Source organism: Streptomyces sp. NPDC037421 (genome assembly GCF_055602105.1).
Genome location: NZ_JBVJWV010000007.1, coordinates 220694 through 244235 on the forward strand (window position 1 = coordinate 220694; position 23542 = coordinate 244235).

23 protein-coding genes are annotated in these 23542 nt (G+C 73.4%); 4 read left to right on the forward strand and 19 right to left on the reverse strand.

Annotated elements, in window-relative coordinates; translation table 11 throughout:
- Nucleotides 1-4: 4 nt before the first annotated feature.
- The 8 genes from ACZ7IF_RS13820 to ACZ7IF_RS13855 form a co-directional block, all read right to left on the reverse strand.
- Complete coding sequence (locus ACZ7IF_RS13820; RefSeq protein ID WP_388944993.1) at nt 5-544, reverse strand: arginine repressor; 540 nt, start codon at nt 542-544, stop codon at nt 5-7.
- 7 nt (nt 545-551) lie between these two features.
- Complete coding sequence (locus ACZ7IF_RS13825; RefSeq protein ID WP_470968955.1) at nt 552-1757, reverse strand: acetylornithine transaminase; 1206 nt, start codon at nt 1755-1757, stop codon at nt 552-554.
- A complete protein-coding gene (argB, locus tag ACZ7IF_RS13830; protein ID WP_470968958.1) occupies nt 1754-2662 on the reverse strand; it encodes an acetylglutamate kinase in 909 nt (302 codons plus the stop codon). Before argB ends, ACZ7IF_RS13825 begins: the two co-directional genes overlap by 4 nt.
- The gene (gene argJ, locus ACZ7IF_RS13835) at nt 2659-3816 is read right to left on the reverse strand and encodes a bifunctional glutamate N-acetyltransferase/amino-acid acetyltransferase ArgJ (protein WP_470968961.1); all 1158 of its coding nucleotides are present in this window, start codon (nt 3814-3816) and stop codon (nt 2659-2661) included. The genes argB and argJ overlap by 4 nt, the downstream gene beginning before the upstream one ends.
- Nucleotides 3813-4841, reverse strand: a complete 1029-nt coding sequence (gene argC, locus ACZ7IF_RS13840; protein WP_470968964.1) for an N-acetyl-gamma-glutamyl-phosphate reductase — start codon at nt 4839-4841, stop codon at nt 3813-3815. The genes argJ and argC overlap by 4 nt, the downstream gene beginning before the upstream one ends.
- A gap of 337 nt (nt 4842-5178) precedes the next feature.
- A complete protein-coding gene (locus ACZ7IF_RS13845; RefSeq protein WP_470968967.1) occupies nt 5179-5676 on the reverse strand; it encodes a GNAT family N-acetyltransferase in 498 nt (165 codons plus the stop codon).
- Nucleotides 5673-6443 (reverse strand): N-acetyltransferase, encoded by a 771-nt coding sequence (locus ACZ7IF_RS13850; RefSeq protein ID WP_470968973.1) that lies wholly within the window; start codon nt 6441-6443, stop codon nt 5673-5675. The genes ACZ7IF_RS13845 and ACZ7IF_RS13850 overlap by 4 nt, the downstream gene beginning before the upstream one ends.
- Nucleotides 6444-6474: 31 nt before the next feature.
- Nucleotides 6475-7950: an aminotransferase-like domain-containing protein gene (locus tag ACZ7IF_RS13855; protein WP_470968980.1), complete on the reverse strand. Its 1476-nt coding sequence runs from the start codon at nt 7948-7950 to the stop codon at nt 6475-6477.
- Between ACZ7IF_RS13855 and ACZ7IF_RS13860 the strand changes: the two genes are divergently transcribed.
- Both ACZ7IF_RS13860 and ACZ7IF_RS13865 read left to right on the forward strand, forming a co-directional pair.
- Nucleotides 7949-8869, forward strand: a complete 921-nt coding sequence (locus ACZ7IF_RS13860; RefSeq protein ID WP_470968985.1) for a DMT family transporter — start codon at nt 7949-7951, stop codon at nt 8867-8869. The genes ACZ7IF_RS13855 and ACZ7IF_RS13860 overlap by 2 nt on opposite strands.
- Before the next feature lie 59 nt (nt 8870-8928).
- A complete protein-coding gene (locus tag ACZ7IF_RS13865) occupies nt 8929-9144 on the forward strand; it encodes a DUF1918 domain-containing protein (RefSeq protein WP_401249015.1) in 216 nt (71 codons plus the stop codon).
- A 1-nt stretch (nt 9145) separates the two neighbouring features.
- Here the strand turns inward: ACZ7IF_RS13865 and ACZ7IF_RS13870 are convergent, their stop codons facing one another.
- Nucleotides 9146-10444, reverse strand: coding sequence for a glycoside hydrolase family 10-like protein (locus ACZ7IF_RS13870; RefSeq protein ID WP_470968992.1), 1299 nt, complete (start codon nt 10442-10444; stop codon nt 9146-9148).
- Nucleotides 10445-10598: 154 nt separating this feature from the next.
- Between ACZ7IF_RS13870 and ACZ7IF_RS13875 the strand changes: the two genes are divergently transcribed.
- A complete protein-coding gene (locus tag ACZ7IF_RS13875) occupies nt 10599-11501 on the forward strand; it encodes a 3-hydroxybutyryl-CoA dehydrogenase (protein WP_470968996.1) in 903 nt (300 codons plus the stop codon).
- Between the two features lie 16 nt (nt 11502-11517).
- Here the strand turns inward: ACZ7IF_RS13875 and ACZ7IF_RS13880 are convergent, their stop codons facing one another.
- The 9 genes from ACZ7IF_RS13880 to infC all read right to left on the reverse strand — a co-directional run bounded on the left by ACZ7IF_RS13880 (nt 11518) and on the right by infC (nt 22022).
- Complete coding sequence (locus tag ACZ7IF_RS13880) at nt 11518-12054, reverse strand: NUDIX hydrolase (RefSeq protein WP_470969003.1); 537 nt, start codon at nt 12052-12054, stop codon at nt 11518-11520.
- A gap of 53 nt (nt 12055-12107) precedes the next feature.
- Entirely contained in the window at nt 12108-13445 is a 1338-nt protein-coding gene (locus ACZ7IF_RS13885) for a transcriptional regulator (protein WP_470969008.1), read from the reverse strand.
- 912 nt (nt 13446-14357) lie between these two features.
- On the reverse strand, nt 14358-16886 hold the full coding sequence (gene pheT / locus ACZ7IF_RS13890; protein WP_470969014.1) for a phenylalanine--tRNA ligase subunit beta: 2529 nt from the start codon (nt 16884-16886) through the stop codon (nt 14358-14360).
- Nucleotides 16886-18013 (reverse strand): phenylalanine--tRNA ligase subunit alpha, encoded by a 1128-nt coding sequence (gene pheS, locus ACZ7IF_RS13895; protein ID WP_470969017.1) that lies wholly within the window; start codon nt 18011-18013, stop codon nt 16886-16888. Before pheS ends, pheT begins: the two co-directional genes overlap by 1 nt.
- A gap of 162 nt (nt 18014-18175) precedes the next feature.
- Nucleotides 18176-19450 carry a sensor histidine kinase gene (locus ACZ7IF_RS13900; protein WP_470969022.1) on the reverse strand — a complete coding sequence of 425 codons (1275 nt, stop codon included), beginning with the start codon at nt 19448-19450 and terminating at the stop codon, nt 18176-18178.
- A 55-nt stretch (nt 19451-19505) separates the two neighbouring features.
- Nucleotides 19506-20360, reverse strand: a complete 855-nt coding sequence (locus ACZ7IF_RS13905) for a TrmH family RNA methyltransferase (protein ID WP_470969322.1) — start codon at nt 20358-20360, stop codon at nt 19506-19508.
- 170 nt (nt 20361-20530) lie between these two features.
- The gene (rplT, locus tag ACZ7IF_RS13910) at nt 20531-20917 is read right to left on the reverse strand and encodes a 50S ribosomal protein L20 (RefSeq protein ID WP_007263143.1); all 387 of its coding nucleotides are present in this window, start codon (nt 20915-20917) and stop codon (nt 20531-20533) included.
- A gap of 100 nt (nt 20918-21017) precedes the next feature.
- Entirely contained in the window at nt 21018-21212 is a 195-nt protein-coding gene (gene rpmI / locus ACZ7IF_RS13915; protein ID WP_007263144.1) for a 50S ribosomal protein L35, read from the reverse strand.
- 99 nt (nt 21213-21311) lie between these two features.
- Nucleotides 21312-22022 carry a translation initiation factor IF-3 gene (gene infC / locus ACZ7IF_RS13920; protein WP_470969027.1) on the reverse strand — a complete coding sequence of 237 codons (711 nt, stop codon included), beginning with the start codon at nt 22020-22022 and terminating at the stop codon, nt 21312-21314.
- Between the two features lie 324 nt (nt 22023-22346).
- On the opposite strand from infC, the gene ACZ7IF_RS13925 reads away from it, so the two are divergent.
- On the forward strand, nt 22347-22712 hold the full coding sequence (locus ACZ7IF_RS13925) for a DUF1844 domain-containing protein (protein ID WP_042800665.1): 366 nt from the start codon (nt 22347-22349) through the stop codon (nt 22710-22712).
- Between the two features lie 87 nt (nt 22713-22799).
- Here ACZ7IF_RS13925 and ACZ7IF_RS13930 read toward each other — a convergent pair whose 3' ends face one another.
- Nucleotides 22800-23540, reverse strand: a complete 741-nt coding sequence (locus ACZ7IF_RS13930; protein WP_470969030.1) for an SseB family protein — start codon at nt 23538-23540, stop codon at nt 22800-22802.
- Nucleotides 23541-23542: the final 2 nt, after the last annotated feature.

Consider the following 23542-nt stretch of genomic DNA (forward strand, 5'->3'; position numbering starts at 1 on the left):
CGGCCTAACCCTCCTTCTGCGCCAGGCGCAGCAGGTGGTCGGCCAGGGCCTGGCCGCCGGCCGGGTCGCGGCTGATGAGCATCAGGGTGTCGTCGCCCGCGATGGTGCCGAGGATCGCCTGGAGTTCGGCCTGGTCGATCGCCGAGGCGAGGAACTGGGCCGCGCCGGGCGGGGTGCGCAGGACCACGAGGTTCGCGGAGGCCTCCGCGGAGATCAGCAGTTCGCCGGAGAGGCGCCGCATGCGCTCCTCCTTCGCCGACTCGCCGAGCGGGGCCTGCGGGGTGCGGAAGCCGCCCTCGCTGGGGACCGCGTAGATCAGCTCGCCGCCGGTGTTGCGGATCTTGACCGCGCCCAGCTCGTCGAGGTCGCGGGAGAGCGTCGCCTGGGTGACGCTCAGCCCGTCGTCGGCGAGCAGTTTGGCCAGCTGGCTCTGGGAGCGGACCGGCTGCCGGTTGAGGATGTCCACGATCCGGCGGTGGCGGGCGGTGCGGGTCTGCGGAACGGAGGGACCGCCGTTCTGCTCGGGTTCCTGCGCCTGGCTCATCGTCGTCTCATTCTCCGGATCGTCCCGCTTCGTCGAGGATGCCGGGAAGTGCCCGGACGAACGCGTCGACCTCGGCCTCGGTGATGACGAACGGCGGCATCAGCCGTACCACGTCGGGGGCGGGCGCGTTGACCAGGAATCCGGCCTGCTGGGCCGCGAGCTGCACCTTCGGTGCGAGCGGCTCCGTCAGCACGATACCCAGCAACAGACCCGACCCGCGGACGTGGGAGACCAGCCCGTGGCCGGAAGCTTCGATTCCGGAGCGCAGCCGCTCACCCCGGGCCTTGACCCGGTCGAGCAGTCCCTCGGCGGCGATGGTGTCGATCACGGCGAGGCCGGCGGCACAGGCGACCGGGTTCCCGCCGAAGGTGGTGCCGTGCTGGCCGGGCTGGAGCAGGTCCGCGGCCGGGCCGAAGGCGGCCACCGCGCCGATGGGCAGGCCGCCGCCGAGGCCCTTCGCGAGCGTGACGAGGTCGGGCTCGACCCCCTCGTGCTGCTGGTACTCGAACCAGCTGCCGCAGCGGCCGATGCCGGTCTGCACCTCGTCGAGGGCGAGCAGCGTCCCGGTGGCCCGGGTGATCTCGCGGGCGGCCGTCAGGTAGCCGGCGGGCGGGACGACCACGCCGTTCTCGCCCTGGACCGGCTCGATGAGGACGAAGGCGGTCTCCTCGGTGACGGCGGCCCGCAGGGCCTCCACGTCGCCGTAGGGGACGTGCGTCACATCGCCGGGCAGCGGCAGGAAGGGCGTCTGCTTCCCGGGCTGGCCGGTGAGGGCGAGGGCGCCCATGGTCCGGCCGTGGAAGCCGCCGCCGGTGGCGACCATGTGGGTCCGCCCGGTCAGCCGACCGATCTTGTAGACGGCCTCGACCGCTTCCGCACCGGAGTTGCAGAAGAACACGCGCCCCTCGCGGCCGAAGAGCTGGAGCAGCCGCTCGCCGAGCGCGAGGACCGGCTCGGAGGCGTAGAGGTTGGAGACGTGGCCGAGGGTGGTGATCTGCTCGGTCACGGCGGAGACGACGGCCGGGTGGGCGTGGCCGAGGGCGTTCACCGCGATGCCGCCGACGAAGTCGGTGTACTGCTTGCCGTCCGCGTCCCAGACCTGCGCGCCCGCACCGCGTACGAGGGCCAGCGCGGGGGTGCCGTAGTTGTTGGTCAGCGCCCCCTTCCAGCGGGAAGCGTAGCGCTGGTTGCCGGTCTCCTGGTTGCCGCTCACTTGCTGTCCCCTCCCTGTGCGTCGGGCACGACCATCGTGCCGATTCCCTCGTCGGTGAAGATCTCCAGCAGGATCGAGTGCTGGACCCGCCCGTCGATCACGCGGGCGGTGCTGACGCCGCCGCGCACCGCGTGCAGGCAGCCCTCCATCTTCGGCACCATGCCGCTGGACAGCTCGGGCAGCAGCTTCTCCAGCTCGCTGACGGTGAGCCGGCTGATGACCTCGTCGCTGTTGGGCCAGTCCGCGTAGAGGCCCTCGACGTCGGTGAGGACCATCAGCGTCTCGGCGCCGAGCGCGGCGGCGAGCGCGGCGGCGGCCGTGTCGGCGTTCACGTTGTACACGTGGCCGTCGTCGGCGCTGCGCGCGATGGAGGAGATGACCGGGATCCGGCCGTCCGCGAGCAGGGCCTCGATGGCGCCGGTGTCGATGGCGGTGATCTCGCCGACCCGGCCGATGTCGACGGCCTCGCCCTCGATCTGCGGGGTGTGCTTGGTGGCGGTGATGGTGTGGGCGTCCTCGCCGGTCATCCCGACGGCGAGCGGCCCGTGCTGGTTGAGCAGGCCGACCAGCTCCCGCTGGACCTGGCCCGCCAGGACCATGCGTACGACGTCCATGGCCTCCGGGGTGGTGACCCGCAGGCCGGCCTTGAACTCGCTGACCAGGCCCTGCTTGTCGAGCTGGGCGTTGATCTGCGGGCCGCCGCCGTGGACGACGACGGGCCGCAGGCCGGCCTGGCGCAGGAAGACCACGTCCTGGGCGAAGGCCGCCTTCAGGTCCTCGTCGATCATGGCGTTGCCGCCGAACTTGATCACGACGATCTTGCCGTTGTGCCGGGTGAGCCAGGGCAGCGCCTCGATGAGGATCTCGGCCTTGGGGAGCGCGGTGTGGCGCCTCGCGGTGCTCATGAGCTGTACGCGCTGTTCTCGTGGACGTACTCGGCCGTCAGGTCGTTGGCCCAGATGACCGCGGACTCGGAGCCGGTGGACAGGTCCGCGGTGATGCGCACCTCCCGGTCCTTCATGCTCACCAGGTCGCGGTCCTCACCGACGGAGCCGTTCTTGCAGACCCAGACGCCGTTGATGGCGACGTTGAGCCGGTCCGGGTCGAAGGCCGCCCCAGTGGTGCCGATGGCGGACAGGACGCGGCCCCAGTTGGGGTCCTCGCCGTGGATGGCGCACTTGAGCAGGTTGTTGCGGGCGATGGACCGGCCGACCTCGACCGCGTCCTGCTCGCTGGCCGCGCCGACGACCTCGATGCGGATGTCCTTGCTGGCGCCCTCGGCGTCGCCGATCAGCTGGCGGGCGAGGTCGTCGCAGACGGTCCGTACGGCGTCGGCGAAGGCCTCGTACGCGGGGACCTGGCCGGAGGCGCCGGAGGCGAGCAGCAGCACGGTGTCGTTGGTGGACATGCAGCCGTCGGAGTCGACCCGGTCGAAGGTGGTGCGGGTCGCGTCCCGCAGCGCCTTGTCGAGGGTGGCGCTGTCCAGGTCGGCGTCCGTGGTGAGGACGACGAGCATGGTGGCCAGGCCCGGGGCGAGCATGCCCGCGCCCTTGGCCATGCCGCCCACGGTCCAGCCCTCCTGGGTGACGGTGGCCGTCTTGTGCACGGTGTCGGTGGTCTTGATGGCGATGGCCGCGTCCTCGCCGCCGTCGGCGGAGAGGGCGGCGGCGGCCGTCTCGATACCGGGGAGCAGCTTGTCCATGGGGAGCAGGACGCCGATCAGGCCGGTGGAGGCCACGGCGATCTCGCCTGCGTTGTGCTCGCCACCCAGGACCTCGGCCACCTTCTCGGCGGTGGCGTGGGTGTCCTGGAAGCCCTTGGGGCCGGTGCAGGCGTTCGCGCCGCCGGAGTTGAGGACGACCGCGCTGACGGTCGCGCCGCGCAGGACCTGCTCGGACCAGCGCACGGGGGCGGCCTTGACGCGGTTGGAGGTGAAGACGCCCGCTGCGGCCAGTCGCGGCCCGTTGTTGACCACGAGGGCCAGGTCGGGGTTGCCGTTCGCCTTGATCCCGGCGGCGATGCCCGCCGCCGTGAATCCCTGTGCAGCCGTCACGCTCACGGCGCCACTCCAATCGTGGAAAGACCCAGCGCCTCGGGGAGCCCGAGGGCGATGTTCATGCTCTGCACCGCACCGCCGGCGGTGCCCTTGGTGAGGTTGTCGATCGCGCTGATGGCGATGATCCGCTGGGCGGACTCGTCGTACGCGACCTGGACGTGGACGGCGTTGGAGCCGTACACGGCCTTGGTGGTGGGCCACTGGCCCTCGGGGAGGAGCCGGACGAAGGGCTCGTCGGCGTAGGCCTTCTCGTACGCGGCGCGCAGCGAATCCGCGGTGGTGCCGGGCAGGGCCTTGGCGGAGCAGGTGGCGAGGATGCCGCGCGGCATCGGCACGAGGTTCGGGGTGAAGGAGACGGAGACCCGCTCCCCGGCGAGCGGGGAGAGGTTCTGCACCATCTCGGGGGTGTGCCGGTGGACGCCGCCGACGCCGTACGGGGTGACGGTGCCCATGACCTCGGAGCCGAGCAGGTGCGGCTTGAGCGCCTTGCCGGCGCCGGAGGTGCCGGTGGCGGCGACGATCACGGCCTCGGGCGCGGCGAGGCGCGCCTGGTAGGCGGGGTAGAGGGCGAGCGAGACGGCGGTCGGGAAGCAGCCGGGGACGGCGATGCGCTTGGTGCCGGCCAGGGCGGCGCGGCCGCCGGGGAGCTCGGGGAGCCCGTAGGGCCAGGTGCCGGCGTGCGGGGCGCCGTAGAACTCGTCCCAGTCGGCGGAGTCCTTCAGCCGGTGGTCGGCGCCCATGTCGACGACGAGGACGTCATCGCCGAGCTGCGCGGCGACGGCGGCGGACTGCCCGTGGGGCAGGGCCAGGAAGACGACGTCGTGGCCGGCGAGGACCTCGGGCGTGGTGGCCTCCAGGGTCCGTCCGGCGAGCGGGACGAGGTGCGGCTGGAGGGGGCCGAAGGGCTGTCCGGCGTTGGAGTGGCCGGTCAGCGCGCCGATCTCCACCTCGGGGTGCGAGAGCAGCAGGCGCAGGACTTCACCGCCCGCGTATCCGCTCGCTCCGGCCACCGCTACACGTACCACCATCGGACCCTCCTCCTCGATGGCATGACTATACGTACCTATGCAGTTTTATGCAAAGAGCTTCTTCCGGTGGCGGGACGGCGTGCCCGGGGTGCTCGCGCCGCTCGCAGAACCGGGCCGCTGCGGCACCGGCTCCTTCGCCGTGGCCCTTGCCTGTAGCCCTGGTCGTGCTGCGACACCTTCCCGTTCCATGCTCCCGCCCCGGACAGGGGGTGTCGACCGGGCGGGCGCCCGCCCCGCAACCCGGCTCCGTCCTCCGCTTCCGCGCATCCGCGCATTCAGGGAGTGGCGCTCGCCCTCGCGAGCGAGCGCTGCAAGGCGCCGTGGCACGGGTCCCGGCTCAGCACTCCCGCTCGTACTCGACCTGTTCGAGCGGGCGGCCGTCGCCGAAGTCCGTACCCCGTACCGCCCCGGTCCCGGCGAAGCCGCACTTGGCGTAGAAGCCGCGGGACCTCGGGGTGTCCCGCAGCGTCCACAGGTGGGCGCGGGCGAAGCCGTCCGCGCGCAGCCGGGCCAGCGTCGCGTCCATCAGCACGGCGGCGACGCCGGTGCCCCAGCCGTCGGGGTGGGCGTAGAAGCTGAGGATCTCCGCGAGGCCCTGCCGGGTCCCGGAGGCGGTGGACCAGGACATGGCCAGGGGGCGGCCGCCGGCCTCGGCCAGCAGGAGCGTCCGCGGGTCCTCCACGAGCCGCGCGTGCCAGCGGGTGCGCCTGCCGCGGACGCCCTCGGCGGCGAACTCCGGCGCGAAGAAGGGGGCGTACGCGGCCTCCCAGGCGGCGGCGTGGATCTCGCCGAGGGCGTCGCCGTCGCCCGGGCCGGCGGCCCGGACCGTGATCATCCGGACACCGTCGCGGCGGCGCCGAGCGGGTGGCGCACCCAGATGTTCGGCTCCACGTAGACCGCGCGGTCGTGCTCCGGGTCGCAGTGGACGGTGCTGAGCGCCCCGGGTACGCGGACCGGGCCCGGGGTGTCGAAGGGCAGTCCGGTCCACTGCCGCCACTGGTCGAGGGTGCCGCTGATGGTCATCGACACCGGGGCCACCGAGTCGATGACCGCCCCCGCGCGCACGTGGACCCGCAGCCACGGGTCGTACGGCAGCCCGTCCTCGCGGGTGCGGTACGCGTACTCCGCCATCGGGGTCTCGGGCTCGGCGTGCTTCCCGCTGGGCCGGAGCGGGGCCACGACCTCGGTGAACCCGCCGGCGCGGGCCCCCTCGCGCATGGCGGTGAGCATCCGGCCGGACAGGCCCTCGCCCTGCCGGCCGCGGGCGATCGAGATCTCCAGGGCGCTGACCGTGTCCGGCCGGACGCCCCGCCGCTGGTCGGAGAAGGCCCACAGCAGGACCCGGTCCCAGCCCTGCCCGGGCAGCACCCCGCCGCGCTCGGGCGTGTGCAGCGCGAAGGGGACGCTGAAGGCCCGGGCCACCACCTCGTCGCCGTCGGTGGCGATGAAGACGTACTCGGGGAACTCGGCGACCAGGCGGGGGTAGAGGAGCCAGGCGATGGGATCGTTCTGGGCGAACTCCGGCCAGGAGTCCTCCATGTCCCAGAGCCGGGGGGCCAGTTCGGGACGGACGGCCAGGGAGGTGATCACTATCTCGGTCATACCCGCAGGTTAGGGCCGCTTCACTCGCCGTTCAACGGGGATTGCGCGCCCCGGCCGCCCCGCCGAGCAGCCCCCCGGGCAGCCCGCCCCGCAGCCGCTGCACGGCCTCCACCAGCTCCCCCGGCCCCGACACCCCGGCGAAGCTCAACCGGACGTGCGCGGCGGGCGGTTCGGCGCAGAAGTACGGGCGGCCCGGCGTGACCGCGACTCCGGCGCGCAGGGCGGCCGCCGCGAAGCCTGCGTCGTCGCCGTCCCCGCCGGGGCGCACCCAGAGCTGGAAGCCGCCCGAGGGCAGGTGGGTGAGCTCGGCGCCGGGCAGCTCCCGCCGCAGGGCGCCCGCGAGGACCTCGCGCCGGTGGCGCAACTCGGCGGCGACGGCCCGCAGGTGGCGGGGCCAGGCGGGGGCGCCGACGAGTTCGAGCGCGGCCTCCTGGAGGGGCCGGGGCACGAAGAAGCTGTCGACGACCTGGATGGCCCGCAACCGGTCCAGCACCGGCCCCCGGGCGGCGAGCGCGCCGACCCGCAGGCTGGGCGAGGTGGCCTTGGTCAGGGACCGGACGTGGACCACGACCCCGTCGGAGTCCTGGGCGGCGAGCGTCGCGGGCAGCGGGCCCGCGTCCTCGTGGGCGAGGTTGCGCGCGTAGTCGTCCTCGATGACGAAGGCCCCGGCGGCCCGCGCGATGCGCAGCACCTCGGTGCGCCGCGCGGCGGACAGCACGGCCCCGGTCGGGTTCTGGAACAGCGGCTGGCATACGAAGACCCGCGCGCCGGTGGCTTCGAAGGCGGCGGCCAGCAGCTCCGGCCGGACCCCTTCGGCGTCCATGGGGACGGGTACCGGGCGGCAGCCGGAGGCGCGGGCGATGGCCAGCAGCCCGGGGTAGGTGGGCGATTCGACCAGGATCGGCGCGCCGGGCGGGGCCAGCGCCCGTACGGCGGTGGTCAGCGCGCTCTGCCCGCCGGCGGTGATCAGCACGTCGGCGGCGACGACCGACCCGACGGCGCCCCCGATCTCGCGGGCGAACCAGTCGCGCAGCTCGGGCAGCCCCTCCATGGGCGGCCGCCCCCACGCCCCGGGCCGGCGTCCGGCGCGGGCCAGGGCCGCCGCCATGGCCCGCTCGGGCTGGAGCGAGGGGTGCAGGTAGCCGCCGTTGAGCTCGATGACCCCGGCGGGCGGTACGGCGAGGGAGTTCGCGACCCCGGTGGCGTCCACGGAGCGCGGGACGACCTCCCCGGCGCCTTCGGCGCTGAGGGCGACTTCCTGCCAGGAGGTGTCCCCGGGCGCGGGGCCGCTCGTGCGCGGGTGCGCCCGGAAGGCCCCGGCGCCGGGCCGGGTGACGACGAGCCCCTCGGCGGCGAGCTGCGCGAGGGCCCGGGAGACGGTGACGGGGCTGACCCTGTATCGCTCCACCATGGCCCGGCTCGACGGGAGCTTTCCACCCACCGGGTAGCGGTCGAGTTCCGATCGCAGGGATTCTGCCAGCTCGGCCACACTGCTACGCTCATACATGACAGCACAGAATAGCGCTACTCACCCGACCTCGATAGCGGTGCAGGTGGGGGGCGGTCGTACCGCCGCGCGCAGCGGTACGACCCTCGCCATGCTCGGAGTGGTCACCTTCTCGCTGACCTTCCCCGCCACCGCCTGGGGTCTGGAGAGCTTCGGCCCCTGGTCCCTCGTCGCGCTGCGCAGCGTCCTGGCCGCCGCCGTCGCGGGCGCCTTCCTGCTGGCCGGGCGGGTGCCGCTGCCGGCCCGGGAGCACTGGGCCGGGCTCGCCGTGGTGGCGGGCGGGGTGGTGGTGGGCTTCCCGCTGCTGACCACGCTGGCCCTGCGGACCTCCACCACCTCGCACGCCGCCGTCGTGGTGGGTCTGCTGCCGCTGACCACCGCCGCCTTCTCGGCGCTGCGTACGGGCAACCGCCCGTCGGGCCGCTTCTGGGCGGCGGCCGTCGCCGGGGCCGTGGTGATCCTGGTCTTCACCCTGGCCCAGAGCGGCGGCGCCCCCTCCGCCGGCGACGCCTGCCTGTTCGGGGCCCTGCTGGTGTGCGCGGCCGGCTACACCGAGGGCGGGCGGCTGGCACGCTCGCTGCCCGGCTGGCAGGTGATCGGCTGGGCGCTGGTGCTGTGCCTGCCGCTGGGCCTGGCGGGCGCGGCGTTCGCGCTGGCGTCCGAGCCGGTGCACCTGACCTGGCACGGGGTGACCGGTCTGGTGTGGGTGGCCGCGGGCTCGAACTTCTTCGGGCTGTACGTCTGGTACCGGGGCATGGCCGAGATCGGCACCGCGCGCGCCAGCCAGCTCCAGCTCGCCCAGCCGCTGCTGACCCTGGTGTGGTCGGTGGCGCTGCTCGGCGAGCACCTGTCCCCGGCCACACCGCTGGCCGCCTGCGCGGTCCTCGTCTGCATCACCGTGACTCAACGGGTCAAATAGCCTCGGATCGGCCTAAACTACTGGCACCGGATCGGACCGGCTCCGAGGGAGGTCAGCAGATGCGCGCGACCGAGGGCGACCAGCTGGTGCAGCACGGCAGGGTCGTTGGCCAGCACGACAGGGTGGGCGAGATCGTCGAGGTCCTGGGCGAGAACGGCGCCCCTCCGTACCGGGTCCACTTCCCGGACGGGCACGACGCCGTCATGTCCCCCGGCCCCGACTGCGTCGTACGCCATCCGGACGAGCCCGAGGGCAAGTCCGCCACCTGGCGCTGACTCAGCGCGGCGGCACGGCCGTCGGGTAGTGGTCGGCGACGACCCTGGCCAGCGCTCCATTGGGGTCCGCGACCACGTACTTCCCCGAGAAGTAGGAGTGGCCGCGGACCTCCGCGTACCGGCGGGCGAGGGTCAGGTGCCGGGACAGCTCGGCGGGATCCCGCCAGGCGGCGGTGGAGCTGCGGGCGTCGCAGCGGTACAGCGCCTCGCCCACGTACAGGTCCACCCCGGTGCCGGCGACCGTCTGCGCCCACCAGCGCACGACCTCGGCGTAGTCGGCCGCCGCGTACCCGATGTGCCAGTACGCCTGCGGGGCGATGTAGTCGACCCAGCCCTCCAGGACCCATTTGCGGGTGTCCGCGTAGAGGTCGTCGTACGTCTGGAGCGCCCGGGTGGCCGAGCCGAGCCGGTCGGTTCCCTGGTTGCGCCACACCGCGAAGGGGCTGATGCCGAACCGCACCGCCGGACTGCGCCCCCGCAGCTTCCGCGACATCTCGCGGACGAGGGTGTCGGTGTTGTCGCGGCGCCAGGCGGCCCGGGAGGTGAAGGAGCCGCCGTGCTCCGCGAAGGCGTCGTCGTCGTCGAAGTACTCCCCCGCTACGGGGTAGGGGTAGAAGTAGTCGTCCCAGTGCACCGCGTCGACGGGGTAGCGGGAGACGGCGTCGAGCATCGCCTCCTGGACGAAGAACCGCACCTCGGGCAGTCCCGGGTTGTAGTACAGCTTGCCGCCGTAGGCGACGGTCCAGCCCGGGTTGCGGCGGGCCGGGTGCGAGGGCGCGAGCCGGGAGGGCTCGGTGTGGTTGGCCACCCGGTACGGGTTGAACCAGGCGTGCAGCTCCAGCCCGCGCGCGTGCGCTTCGGTGACGGCCGTGCCCAGCGGGTCCCAGCCCGGGTCCCGGCCCTGCACCCCGGTCAGCCACTGCGACCAGGGCTCGCGCGTCGAGGGCCAGAACGCGTCGGCGGCCGGCCGGACCTGGAGGATGACCGCGTTGAGCCGGCGCGCCACCGCCGTGTCGAGGAGCTTGATCAGCTCCGTGCGCTGCTCCCGGGCGGACAGCCCGCTCTCGGAGGGCCAGTCGACGTTCTGTACGGTCGCGATCCACATCCCCCGGAACTCCGCGGTCCCCGCCCGGCCGCCGGCGGCGGCGCGCGCCGGGAGCGCCCCCGGTGGCCCTGCCGGTCCCCGTACCCCCGCTGCCGTCCCCGGCTGCGCCGCCCCCGCCGCCGCGGGGCCCGCGGCCGTCGTGGCCAGCGCTCCCGCCGCTCCCGCCAGCACTCCCCGCCGTCCGATGTGCGCCATGTGACGACTCCGTTCCTCTCCGTGACAATGCCCTGCGTGGGCACAGCATGCCCCGCCCCGGCCCGCCGCCGGGGGCAACGCGGGAGTAACGTCGGGGGGCGTGGCGGGCGCCGGGATGCAGTTACCACTGCCGAACACGGGGGACCCGCGATGGATGAGCAGCGAAAGGCACGATGTGACGGACCTCTCTACCCTCCCGACCGACATCACCAAGGTCGGCGTGGTGGGCTGTGGCCAGATGGGCGCGGGCATCGCGGAGGTGTGCGCCCGCAGCGGTCTTGAGGTGAGGGTCGCCGAGACCACCGGGGAGGCCCTGGAGATCGGGCGCACCCGGCTGCACAACTCGCTGACCAAGGCCGCCGAACGCGGCAAGATCAGCGAGGAGGAGCGGGACGCCACCCTGGCCCGGCTCACCTTCACCACCGACCTCGGCGAGTTCGCCGACCGCGACCTCGTCATCGAGGCCGTCGTCGAGAACGAGCAGGTCAAGACGGAGATCTTCCAGGTCCTGGACCAGGTGATCACCCGCCCGGACGCGATCCTCGCCTCCAACACCTCCTCGATCCCGCTGGTCAAGCTGGCCGTCGCGACCTCGCGGCCCGACCAGGTCATCGGCATCCACTTCTTCAACCCGGCGCCCGTGCAGCGGCTCGTCGAGCTGATCCCGGCGCTGACGACGAGCGAGGAGACCGTCAAGCGGTCCGAGGCCCTGGTGCGGGACGTGCTGAAGAAGCACGCCGTCCGCGCCCAGGACCGGTCCGGCTTCGTCGTCAACGCGCTCCTGGTGCCGTACCTGCTGTCCGCGATCCGGATGTTCGAGTCGGGCATCGCGAGCCGCGAGGACATCGACAACGGCATGGAGCTGGGCTGCGCCCACCCGATGGGCCCGCTCAAGCTGTCCGACCTGATCGGCCTGGACACCATCGTCTCGATCGCCGATTCGATGTACGCCGAGTACAAGGAGCCGCTGTACGCCGCTCCCCCGCTGCTCCAGCGCATGGTGGACGCGGGCCGCCTGGGCCGCAAGACGGGCTCGGGCTTCTACCCGTACGGCTGAACCACCCGGACACCCCCTAGGGGCGGCCCAGCCTCAGGTGGTGCAGCAGGAGGAGCCCGGCCGCCATGTTGGCGGCCGGGACCTCCCCGCGCGCGATCATGTCCGGGACCAGCTTGAGCGGGACCCACTCCCGGCGCGAGGACTCGAAGGCGTCCTCCGGTTCGCCGACGTACGCGGCCCCGTCCGCCCAGTAGAGGTGGTGGCGGGCGTCGGTCAGCCCGTTGGAGGGCTCCACGGTCATCAGGTGGTGAAGCGGGCCGGGCCGCCAGCCCGACTCCTCCTCCATCTCCCGCGCGGCCGCCGCCTCGACCGACTCCCCGTCCTCGACCACCCCGGCGGGCAGCTCCCAGCCCCAGCTGCCGGTGATGAACCGGTGCCGCCACAGCAGCAGCACCTCGTCGGCCTCGTTGACGGCCGTGGCGACGGCGACCGGCCGCAGCCGGATCACCAAGTGGTCCAGGTGCCGGCCGTCGGGGAGTTCCACGTCCGCGAGGTTCACATCGAACCAGCGGTTCTTGTACACGGTCTGCTCACTCAGGTTCGTCCACTGCACGGTAATGCCACCTTCCGCATCCGTTGGTGGCAACATGGCAGCAGCAGACGCCCTCAGAGGGGAACGCGCAGCGCCCCGTCGATGAGGTACGCGGTCTCCTCCGCACCGGAGCACCCGCTGCTCAGCAGCTGCTCCCGGACGGTCCGCAGCCGGTCCCGCAGGCGCAGCGACTCCATCCCCTGGGCCCGCTCGGCCATTTCGGCCGCCGAAGCCACCGCCCTCTCGGCCTCCCCCTGCCGCAGCTGGATCTCGCACAGCATCGCGAGGCGGTGCACCCGCCCCCGGTCGTGCGCCGGGGTCCCCACCGCCTCGGCCGCCTGCTCGTGCGCCCCCGCGAGGTCCCCCAGGCTCAACAGCGCCTCCGCCACCTGTACGTTGACCAGGCCGGGCTGGACGTAGCCGGTCTCGGCGGGCTCGCTGCCGGGCCTGATCCGCTCGGCCGCCGCCTCGGCGCGCCGGATGCACGCCAACGCGGCCGGGGTGTCGCCGAGTTGCGCATAGGCCTTGGCCTGCATCGCGTACAGGTCGGCCCCCAGCGCCGGGGTGGTGTCCGGGCCGGCGGCGCGCAGCGCGGCCTCGGCGAAGGCCAGGGCCTGGCGGTACTCCTTCAGGTGCAGGGACTGGTTGACCAGCAGGGCGATCACGTACGCCCCGAGCCCCCGGTCCCCGCTGGCCTTGGCGAGCCGCAGCGCCTGGTGGAAGTAGCGCTGGGCGAGGCCGTGGGCGTCGGAGTCGTACGCGCAGATCCCCGCGACGGCCACCAGGGACCCGGTGGCCCGGTGCAGCGGGCGGCCGACCTCGTCGGAGTAGCTCCCGCGCAGCATCGGGGCGGTCTCGCTGCCGAGGAAGCGCACGATCCGGGCCCGGGTGGCCATCCCGCCGGCCCGGCGGTACATCAGCTCGTAGTGCACCCGGGCGGCGCGCAGGATCTCGATGTGCTCGGGCCCGATCCGGTGCCGCCCCACCCGGGACACGTCGGCGTCCTCGGGCGGGTTCTCCCACTCCCACACCGGGATCACGGCCGGGGTGCCGGTGAGGGCCTGCGCCGTGAGCTGCGCGGGCCGGCCCAGCTCGTCGGAGAGCCACAGGGCGGTGGCGCGGTCGACGAAGCCGCTGAGCCGGGTGCCGTGCGGGCTCTGCCGGCCGGGGATCCCGAGCCCGATGTCGTCGAGCCCGACGGGGCGTTGCAGCCGGCCGCCCAGCACCTCGCAGATCAGGTCGGGCACCTGGCCGCGGGGGCGCTGCCCCTTCAGCCAGCGGGAGACCGCGGTGTGTTCGTAGCGCAGCGCGAGTCCGCGGGACCGGCCCGCCTGGTTGACATGCGCGGCGAGTCCGGCGTGGGACATGCCCGCCTCGGCGAGGAGGGCGTCGAGCAGTGCATTGGGCTGCATGGGCCGCTCCAAGGGCTCGTCGGATTCAGGCTAGTGGCTGAGCGGTGCGCGCGGGGGCGTTCCGCGTTTCCTTCACACGGGGTGTGAACCGAGTGCGCGCATAAATGCGTTGCGCACCCTGCCGTTCGGGGGCCTGGAGGCGGTTCACTTAAGAGCCTCGCCAAGGAGGCCGCCCGGTCGTCGGCTCCCCCTCGTACAGTGCGACGACCCGGCACCGCGCCGCCCGCCCCGCTGTCTGCCCGACACTCCATGGCGGGCGCGGGCGGCGCACCACGGCTCCGCCGCGGTCCGGTTGGTCGCCGGACCCCGCCGGAGCCGGGCCGGTTCCGTACCGGGTCCGTCCACCGGCCCGGTGCGGAGCGGCTCCGCCGGTGACACGGATCCGCCCGGGCCGTACCACTCCCCCCGGGCCGGGCGGGTCCGCACCGGTCGGCCGCGGCCGCGGCGCGGCACCCCGGGGGCGGCGTCGGCGGTGGGGCCGCCCTCCCGGTGCCGCGGCACGGCGCGCACGCCCGCAGCCAGCCGCGCGGGTGTGCCCGTGCCCGGGTGCACCGCTGCGCGGGGCCGCCGATGCGGCACGGCGCGCCCGCCAGCCGCGCGGGCGCGTGCGCGTGCGTGCGTGCCGCTGCGCGGGGCCGGTCCCCTACCCGCCCTTCCACCGTGCCCTGGGGGCTCCGCCCCCAGACCCTCCCCCAGCTACCGCTGGGAGGGAGGTGCCCCCAGCGCCTCGAACGCCGGCGGGGTCCGGGGGCGGAGCCCCGGGTCTTCGAGCCGCGCCGGCGACTGAGGCGAGAACGGTTGAAGGGCGGGTAGGGGACCGGCCCGGGCAGGGCACCCGTAGGCCACCCGAACGGGTGAGGGGCGCGCCCGGGGATCCGGACGCGCCCCTCAGCGGGACTCAAAGCGGCAGCGCTACGCGCCCCGCAGCACCGCCCCGGTCCGCTCGCCGGCCAGTGCCACCGCCGCGTCGCGCGCGGCCGTGGACTCCTCGGCGGTCAGCGTCCGGTCGGCCGCGCGGAAGCGCAGCGCGTACGCGAGGGACTTCTTGCCCTCGCCGACCTGCTCACCGGTGAACACGTCGAACAGCCGCAGGGACTCCAGCAGTTCGCCGGCGCCCTTGCGCAGCGCGTCCTCCACCGCCGCGGCGGGGACGGAGGCGTCCACGATCAGCGCGACGTCCTGGGTCGCCACCGGGAAGGTGGAGATCCGGGGCGCCTGCACGGCCTCGCCGCCGGCCGCCGCGAGGCGGTCCAGGTCGAGCTCCATGGCGCTGGTGCGGGCGGGCAGGCCCATGGCCTTGACCACGCGCGGGTGCAGCTCGCCGGCGTGGCCGATGACCTGCTCGACACCGTCGACGGTGACGACCAGCTCGGCGCAGCGGCCCGGGTGCCAGGGGCCGTACTGGCCCTGGCGGACGACCAGCTCGGCGCCGGCCTCGACGGCCAGCGCGCGGGCGGCCTGGACGGCGTCCGCCCAGTCGGCCGGACGGCCCTTGCCCCACCAGCCGGCCTGCTCGCGCGCACCGGCCAGCACGACCGCGGCGTACCGCGGCTGCGCGGGCAGGGCCGCGTCGAGGGTGGCGACCTCCTCGTCCGTGGGACGCCGGTCGACGGGCAGGCGTACGGCGACGCCCGCCTCGGCGGCGGCGCGGAAGACCGAGCCGGTCTCGAAGAGCGCGAGGTCGTGGCTGCCCCGGCTGTCGTTGCGGCGCAGCGCGCCGAGCAGGCCCGGCAGCAGCGTGGTGCGCAGCGCCGGCTCCTCGTCGGACAGTGGGTTGACCAGCTTGACGACCTGGCGGCTCGCGTCGTGCGCGGGCAGCTGGAGCTGGTCGAAGACGGCCTCGCCGATGAACGGGTAGCTCAGCGCCTCGACGTAGCCGGCGCCGGCCAGCGCGCGGCCGACCCGGCGGTGCAGCTGCTGGCGCGCGGTCAGGCCGCGGCCGGAGGGCACCTGCGGGAGGGTGGACGGGAGGTTCCCGTAGCCCTCCAGCCGGATGACCTCTTCGGCGAGGTCGTTGGGCTCGGCGAGGTCGGGCCGCCACGAGGGGACGGTGACGACGAGCTCGTCCTGGCCGTAGACGTCGCAGCCGACCTCCTGGAGGCGGCGCACGACGGTCTCGCGGCCGTACTCCATGCCCGCGACCCGGTCCGGGTGGTCGGCGCTCATCGCGATGGTGCGCGGGGCGCCCGGGGCGGTGAGCTCGGTGACGCCGGCCTCGGCGGTGCCGCCGGCGAGCAGCACGAGGAGGTCGACGGTCCGCTGCGCGGCCGCGGCGGCGGCCTGCGGGTCGACGCCCCGCTCGAAGCGCTTGGAGGCCTCCGAGGAGAGCTTCAGGCGGCGGGCGGTGCGCGAGATCGACACGGAGTCGAAGTGCGCGGCCTCGATCACCACGTCCGTGGTGCCGGTGACGGCGCCCGTCTCCGGGTCGGTGACGGAGTCGGCGATCTCGGTGTTGGCGCCGCCCATGACACCGGCGAGCCCGATCGGGCCGCTGCTGTCGGTGATCACCAGGTCCTCGGCGTCGAGCGTGCGCTTGACGCCGTCGAGGGTGGTGAACTTCTCGCCCTGCTCGGCACGGCGGACGCCGATCGCGCCGTCGAGGCGCGCGCGGTCGTAGGCGTGCAGCGGCTGGCCGAGCTCCAGCATCACGTAGTTGGTGATGTCCACGGCCAGCGAGATCGGGCGCATGCCCGCCTTCTGGAGGCGGCGCGTGAGCCAGATCGGGGACCGCGCCTCGGGGTCGAGGCCGGTCACCGTGCGGGCGGTGAAGCGGTCGCAGCCGGCCGGGTCGGAGATCTGCACGGCGTAGCCGTACGAGTTCGGCGCAGGCACGTCGAGCAGCGCCGGGTCGCGCAGCGGCAGGCCGTAGGCGGTGGCGGCCTCGCGGGCCACACCGCGCATGGACATGCAGTAGCCGCGGTCCGGGGTGATGTCGATGTCGAGGACCTCGTCGACGAGCTGGAGCAGCTCGATCGCGTCGGTGCCGGGCTCGTACTCCGGCGGCAGCACGATGATGCCGTGCGTGCCGTCGTCGCCCATGCCGAGCTCTTCGCCGGAGCAGATCATGCCGTGCGAGGTCTTGCCGTACGTCTTGCGCGAGGCGATCGCGAAGTCGCCGGGCAGGACGGCGCCGGGCAGGACCACGACGACCTTGTCGCCGACGGAGAAGTTCCGGGCGCCGCAGACGATCTCCTGCGGCTCGCCGGTGCCGTTGGCGGTGCCGACGTCGACCGTGCAGAAGCGGATCGGCTTGCGGAAGCCCTCGAGCTCCTCGATGGTCAGCACCTGGCCGACGACGAGGGGGCCCTTGAGGCCGGCGCCGAGCGTCTCGACGGTCTCGACCTCGAGGCCGGCGTCGACCAGCTTGGCGGCCACGTCACGGCCGGTCTCGCCCGCGGGGAGGTCGACGTACTCCCGCAGCCAGGAAAGCGGGACGCGCATCAGATCTCACTCCCGAACGGCCGGGTGAAGCGCACGTCACCCTCGACCATGTCTCGCATGTCTTCAACGTTGTGACGGAACATCAGCATCCGCTCGATGCCGAAGCCGAAGGCGAACCCGCTGTACTTCTCCGGGTCCACACCGCAGGCGGTGAGCACCTTCGGGTTGACCATGCCGCAGCCGCCGAGCTCGATCCAGCCCTCGCTGGAGCAGGTACGGCAGGGACGGTCGGGGTTGCCCACCGACTCGCCGCGGCAGACGTAGCACTGCATGTCCATCTCGGCGGACGGCTCGGTGAAGGGGAAGAAGTGCGGGCGCAGCCGGGTGGTGGTCTGCTCCCCGAAGAGCTCCTTGACCATGTGGTCGATGGTGCCCTTGAGGTCGGCCATGGTCAGGCCCTCGTCCACGGCGAGCAGCTCGACCTGGTGGAAGACCGGGGTGTGCGTCGCGTCGAGCTCGTCGGTGCGGTACACGCGGCCCGGGCAGACGATGTAGACGGGGGGCTTGCGCTCCAGCAGCGAGCGCGCCTGCACCGGGGAGGTGTGGGTGCGCAGCACGACGCCGGACTCGTCGCCCCGGGTGCCCTCGGGGCCCCGGACGAAGAAGGTGTCCTGCATCTGGCGCGCCGGGTGGTCGGGCGTGAAGTTGAGGGCGTCGAAGTTGAACCACTCCGCCTCGACCTCGGGGCCTTCCGCGACCTCGTAGCCCATGCCGACGAAGATGTCCGCGATGCGGTCCATCAGCGTGGTCAGGGGGTGGCGGGCGCCGGCGGGCACGCGGTCGTAGGGCAGCGTGACGTCCACCGCCTCCTCGACCAGCACCCGCTCGTCGCGCTCGGCCTCCAGCTGGACCGTGCGGGCCCCGAAGGCCTTGTTCACGGCGCCGCGGGCCTGTCCGACGCGCTTGCCCGCCTCGGCCTTGGCCTGGGGCGGCAGGGCGCCGATCTCGCGGTTGGCGAGCGCCAGGGGCGAGCGGTCGCCCATGTGCGCGGTCTTCGCCTCGCGGAGCTCGTCGAGGTCGCCGGCGGACGCGAAGGCGGCGAGCGCCTCGTCCCGCATGCGCTCGATCTCTTCCGGTTTCAGTGCCTCGACCTCGACAGGGTCGTACGACTTGTTCGGTGCCGACATCTCTTCCCGTACTTCCGATGGCTGGCTGGTGGGTCCCCGCGCGACGTGATCGAAACGCCTCGGGCTCGATCGGCACAAGGACACAAAGGTGCCAAAGGACGAGTCTAAGGGCCGCCGGGGGTGGAGGAGCCCGTGGGCCGCCCGGTGAGACTCTCCGCAGGGTTACTGCGTGAGGTAGGCCGGGGCGCTCACGGGCAGGATAAATCGGAACTCGGCGCCGCCTCCGGGGCCGCGGCCGACCGTGATGGCGCCGCCGTGGGCCTCCACGATGCCCTTGACGATGTACAGGCCCAGGCCGGTGCCGCCGCGCTTGCTCCCCCGCCAGAAGCGGGTGAAGACGCGGGCCATCGACTCCTCGGGGATCCCGGGGCCTTCGTCGGTCACGGTGACGGCTGTTCCCTTCTCGTGCGGTGCTACGTCGATGGTGACCGTTCCGTCACCGTGGCGCACCGCATTTTCGAGGAGGTTGCCGAGGATCTGGTCGATCTTGTCCGGGTCGGCCCAGCAGTCGGGCAGCGGGCTGCTGACCCGTACGAGGAACCGCTCGGGCGCCTGGCCGTTCGCGGTGAGCGCCTGGACGTGGCGGCCCACGGCAGCGGCGAGGTCGACCGGCTGGCGGCGGACCTCCAGGCGGCCGGAGTCGATGCGGGAGATGTCGAGGAGTTCGGCGATCAGCCGGGTGACGCGGTTGGCGTCGGCGTCGACGGTCTCCAGCATCAGCCGCTTCTGGTCGTCGGTGAACCGCTCCCACTTGGCGAGCAGGGTGGCGGTGAAGCCCTTCACCGAGGTCAGCGGGGAGCGCAGCTCGTGCGCGACCGTCGCGATCAGCTCGGCGTGGCTGCGCTCGGTGCGGCGCCGGGCCTCGGTGCCGCGCAGGGTGACCACGAGGCGGCTGAGGGGGCCGGTGGGGTGGGTGCGCACGTAGCGGGCGGAGACGAGCACCTCGCGCCCGCCGGGCAGCAGCAGGTTCCGCTCGGGCTGGCCGCGCCGGGTGGCGAGCCCGCCGTACGGGTCGGTCAGCGCCCACCAGCGGCGGCCTTCGAGGTCCTCCAGCGGCAGCGCGCGCTCGATGCGGGCGCCGATGGCCTGGCCGGCGGGGATGGCGGTGATCCGGGAGGCGGCCCGGTTGAAGCAGACGACGTGTCCGGTGTGGTCGGCGACGACGAGCCCGTCGGGCAGTTCGTCGGGGTCGATGACGGGGTCCGGGGCGGTCGCGCCCGGACGGGCCGGGCCGTCCGCCGGCCGCCCGGCGGCCTCGCGGTCCTGGGCGCGCCCCGCCTGCGGCGGTACGAAGCCCAGGGAGTCCGGGGCCGCCGCCGGGGGGCCGGGGGCGGCCGGCGGCGCGGGCGCGCCGGGACCCGTGGGTCCGGCGGCGTCCCCGAACCGCTCCTCGGCCGTGCCGGCGGCCCCTGGCGAGCTGTTCGTACCGACGGTCATGTCCCCGTACCCCACATCTCCGGGTAGCTCAGTGGGCCCCCGGGCGGCCACATTACTAGCTGGGGGTCACGGAGCGGCACCCTCCGGGCGCCCGCTGTGCACGCGCGGACGCGTAGAGGCACACGGCGGCGGCCGTCGCGAGGTTCAGGCTCTCGGCCTTGCCGTGGATCGGGACCCGCACGACGGCGTCCGCGAGCGCCCGGGTCTCCTCGGGCAGGCCCCAGGCCTCGTTGCCGAAGACCCATGCGGAGGGCCCGCCCATGGTGCCCGCGTCCAGCTCGGCGTCCAGGTCGTCCTCTCCGGCCCCGTCGGCGGCGAGGATCCGTACTCCGGCGGCCCGCAGCCCCTCCACGGCCTGCTCCACCGGCACGCCGACGGCCACCGGAAGGTGGAAGAGGGAGCCCACTGAGGCCCGTACGGACTTCGGGTTGTACAGGTCGACGGAGGCGTCGGTCAGCACCACGGCGTCGGCGCCGGCGGCGTCCGCGCAGCGCAGCACCGTGCCGGCGTTCCCGGGGTCGCGGACGTGGGCGAGGACGGCGACCAGGCGGGGCCCGGCCTTGATGATCTCCTCGAACGGGGAGTCCAGGAAGTGGCAGACGCCCACCAGGCCCTGCGGGGTCACGGTCTGCGAGACCTCCGCGAGCACCTCGTCGGAGGCGTAGTGCACCCGGGCCCCGGCCAGCAGCGCGGCCTCGACGATGTCGGCGTAGCGCTCGGCGGCCTCGACGGTGGCGAACAGCTCGATCAGGGTCGCGCCCTGGGCCCCCCGGTGCTCGACCGCCTCGCGGACGGCCTGCGGGCCCTCGGCGATGAACCGGCGCTCCTTGGTGCGGAAGTTGCGCCGCGCCAGCCGCCGGGCGGCGGCCACCCGCGGGGATCGGGGGGAGATCAGCTCGTGGTGACCCAGGTCGGCCATGGTCTCTGCGGTCCCTCTCGGGGTGCGGGGCGCGCGGGGCGCGAGCGGTGCGGGCACGGGCGGTGCGGGGGCACCTCTGCCGTGCGGGGAAAACACTCGGACCCGCAGGCGAATCGCCTGCGGGTCCGAGGATGCCGACTGCTTACGCGGCCGGCCAGGCCTTAGGCAGCGGCCTTGGGCGCGTTGACGTCGGCCGGGAGGGCCTTCTGCGCGACCTCGACCAGCGCGGCGAACGCGTTGGCGTCGTTGACGGCCAGCTCCGCGAGGATCTTGCGGTCCACCTCGATGTTGGCGGCCTTCAGACCCTGGATGAGGCGGTTGTACGTCATGCCGTTCTGGCGGGCAGCGGCGTTGATGCGCTGGATCCACAGCTGACGGAAGTCGCCCTTGCGCTTCTTGCGGTCGTTGAAGTTGTAGACCAGCGAGTGGGTGACCTGCTCCTTGGCCTTGCGGTACAGGCGCGAACGCTGACCGCGGTAGCCGGAGGCCGCCTCGAGGATCGCCCGGCGCTTCTTGTGGGCGTTTACTGCCCGCTTGACGCGTGCCACTTTTTACTCCTTGTAGCGGGGCCGTGGATGTGGTCACACGACCCGAAATTCGATGGGGTCCCGGTCTTGACGTCCCGCTCCCCGGGGGGAGCGGAGGACATCAGATGCCGAGAAGCTTCTTGATCTTCGCGGCGTCGCCGGGAGCCATCTCCGCGTTGCCGGTCAGGCGACGGGTGATGCGGGACGACTTGTGCTCGAGCAGGTGGCGCTTGCCGGCGCGCTCACGGAGCACCTTGCCGGAGCCGGTGACCTTGAAGCGCTTCTTGGTACCGCTGTGCGTCTTGTTCTTCGGCATGGCGCCGTTATCTCCTCGTCGGTGGCGCTCCCGCCGGTCCGGGGACCGGCTCGCGGGAGCGTCATGTTGTTGGGTGATCCGGAACGGGCTGTCCCGGGATCAGGCCTCGGCGTTCGCCTCGGCGGAGCCGTCGGCCTCGACCTCGACCTCGGCCTCGACGACCTCGGCGGCCTCGGCCTCGGCCTCGGCCGGAGCGGCGTCGGCGGCGGTACCGCCCTGGCGCTCGGCCTTGCGCGCGGCCTGCGCCTCACGGGCCTCGGCCATCGCCTCGGTCTTCTTCTTGTGCGGACCGAGAACCATGATCATGTTTCGGCCGTCCTGCTTCGGGTTCGACTCGATGAAGCCGAGCTCCTCGACGTCCGAAGCGAGACGCTGCAGCAGTCGGTAGCCGAGTTCCGGCCGGGACTGCTCGCGACCACGGAACATGATCGTGATCTTGACCTTGTCGCCCTGCTTGAGGAACCGAACGACGTGACCCTTCTTGGTGTCATAGTCGTGCGGGTCGATCTTCGGCCGGAGCTTCATCTCCTTGATGACCGTGTGCGCCTGGTTCTTGCGCGCCTCACGGGCCTTCATGGCCGACTCGTACTTGAACTTGCCGTAGTCCATGAGCTTGCAGACCGGCGGGCGAGCGGAGGCCGCGACCTCGACCAGGTCCAGGTCGTACTCCTGCGCGAGCTCAAGCGCCTTCGCAAGCGGAACAATGCCCACCTGTTCGCCGCTGGGACCGACGAGTCGCACCTCAGGGACTCGAATCCGATCGTTGATGCGGGGCTCGGTGCTGATGGATCCTCCTCGGTAGCACCACACGGCTGCCTGGCAGACAACCGCTGACGTCTTTTGTCGTCAGACCTCACCACGGCGGAGAATGCAAAAAGCCCCGCCGGGCACAGGCAGGGGCTCCAAAACAACCGGAGCACCGCCGCGTGCGAACCGCGGGGCGCAGATCGGCGGCTTTCCATCGTCCGTACGGAACGATGGATACCGCCTGACCGGATGACCCGCCTCCCCGGAGGGTGGTCGGGTGGGAGATCGGAGCCTCCACTTGTGGGCCGGGCACGCATGTGTCCGGCCGGTCGATGTACATAGTACCCCACGCATTGCAAGGCCGCCGCACGACCTATCGTGGAGCGCATGACTGACGCGACGCCCTCCGATTCCACCACTCCCGACTACGACGAGATGACCCGCGACATCGCGGACGTCCCGGCCGTCGAGGTCATCACCACGGTGGCCGTCCACCTGCTGAGCGCCGCGGCGGTCAACCTGGGCCTGGACAAGCCGGACTCCGAGCACAAGGACCTCGACGAGGCCCGCAAGCTGATCACCGCCCTGGCCGGCCTGGTGACCGCCAGCGCCACCGAGATCAGCTCCTTCCACGCCGCCCCGCTGCGCGACGGCCTGAAGTCGCTCCAGCTGGCCTTCCGCGAGGCCTCGATCGTCCAGGACGAACCGGGCCAGGGCCCGGGCGAGAAGTTCACGGGTCCGGTCTACGCCTGACCGGTTCCGCTTCCGCGCACCTCTCACACCGGAGGGCCGCCCGCGAGGTTCCGCGGGCGGCCCTCCGGCACGTCCGGCGTACGGACCTCAGCGCGTGAAGAGCGCGTCCCCCGGCGGGACCGGGCCGCCGGCCGGGAGCAGGGCCAGGTCCAGGCCGCGTACGAGCCGGCCCCGCAGGGTCTCGTCCGCCGCCAGCGCCTCGGCCACCCGGCGGGCCGCCGGAGCGGGCTCGGCGTCGGCGGAGAGCACGATGGCCAGGGTGCCGTCCGCGTCGGCGCCGCCCCGGCCCAGGTGGGCGCGGAGCACCGCGGGCTCGGCGGCCACGGCCGCCCGTACCGCCTCGCGCACGGCGGGGTCCGCCAGCGGGTCGGCGTCCGTGCGGCCCTCGGCCAGCGCGAGCAGCGCGGGGCCGGTCAGCTGGTACGGGACGGGGCCCGCCAGGTCGATGACGACGGTGTCGGCCTTCTCGTGCGCGGCGGCGGCCAGCGCCTGGTGCAGCGGGACCGCCACCGGGCGGGCCGCCGGGTCCCACAGGGCCAGCGAGGCGATCGAGGTGAAGGCGGGCAGCGCCCGCCGGTTCCCCGCCGTCAGGGTGGGCACGGCCATGTCGCTGGTCTTCTCGCGCTTGAGGCCGGTCTCCGGGTCCGTCTCGACCTCGCCGAGCATCGCCACGACGGGCACCAGCAGCCGGGCGTCCTTCAGCGCCGCCAGCAGCTGCGGTTCGGCCGCCCGGTCGGCCGCCCAGGCGGCCAGGGCGGCGCTCAGCCGGGGGTCCGCGGTGCCGTCGTCGTCGGAGAAACCGGGGTCTGGAATGTTCTTGGTCGCCACAA

Bases quoted from the DNA above. Each gene is read 5' to 3' on its own strand.
- ACZ7IF_RS13820 (WP_388944993.1), bottom strand. From the start codon at position 544: ATGAGCCAGGCGCAGGAACCCGAGCAGAACGGCGGTCCCTCCGTTCCG.
- argB (WP_470968958.1), bottom strand. From the start codon at position 2,662: ATGAGCACCGCGAGGCGCCACACCGCGCTCCCCAAGGCCGAGATCCTC.
- argC (WP_470968964.1), bottom strand. From the start codon at position 4,841: ATGGTGGTACGTGTAGCGGTGGCCGGAGCGAGCGGATACGCGGGCGGT.
- ACZ7IF_RS13845 (WP_470968967.1), bottom strand. From the start codon at position 5,676: ATGATCACGGTCCGGGCCGCCGGCCCGGGCGACGGCGACGCCCTCGGC.
- ACZ7IF_RS13850 (WP_470968973.1), bottom strand. From the start codon at position 6,443: ATGACCGAGATAGTGATCACCTCCCTGGCCGTCCGTCCCGAACTGGCC.
- ACZ7IF_RS13860 (WP_470968985.1), top strand. From the start codon at position 7,949: ATGACAGCACAGAATAGCGCTACTCACCCGACCTCGATAGCGGTGCAG.
- ACZ7IF_RS13855 (WP_470968980.1), bottom strand. From the start codon at position 7,950: ATGTATGAGCGTAGCAGTGTGGCCGAGCTGGCAGAATCCCTGCGATCG.
- ACZ7IF_RS13865 (WP_401249015.1), top strand. From the start codon at position 8,929: ATGCGCGCGACCGAGGGCGACCAGCTGGTGCAGCACGGCAGGGTCGTT.
- ACZ7IF_RS13870 (WP_470968992.1), bottom strand. From the start codon at position 10,444: ATGGCGCACATCGGACGGCGGGGAGTGCTGGCGGGAGCGGCGGGAGCG.
- ACZ7IF_RS13875 (WP_470968996.1), top strand. From the start codon at position 10,599: ATGAGCAGCGAAAGGCACGATGTGACGGACCTCTCTACCCTCCCGACC.
- ACZ7IF_RS13885 (WP_470969008.1), bottom strand. From the start codon at position 13,445: ATGCAGCCCAATGCACTGCTCGACGCCCTCCTCGCCGAGGCGGGCATG.
- pheT (WP_470969014.1), bottom strand. From the start codon at position 16,886: ATGCGCGTCCCGCTTTCCTGGCTGCGGGAGTACGTCGACCTCCCCGCG.
- pheS (WP_470969017.1), bottom strand. From the start codon at position 18,013: ATGTCGGCACCGAACAAGTCGTACGACCCTGTCGAGGTCGAGGCACTG.
- ACZ7IF_RS13900 (WP_470969022.1), bottom strand. From the start codon at position 19,450: ATGACCGTCGGTACGAACAGCTCGCCAGGGGCCGCCGGCACGGCCGAG.
- rpmI (WP_007263144.1), bottom strand. From the start codon at position 21,212: ATGCCGAAGAACAAGACGCACAGCGGTACCAAGAAGCGCTTCAAGGTC.
- ACZ7IF_RS13925 (WP_042800665.1), top strand. From the start codon at position 22,347: ATGACTGACGCGACGCCCTCCGATTCCACCACTCCCGACTACGACGAG.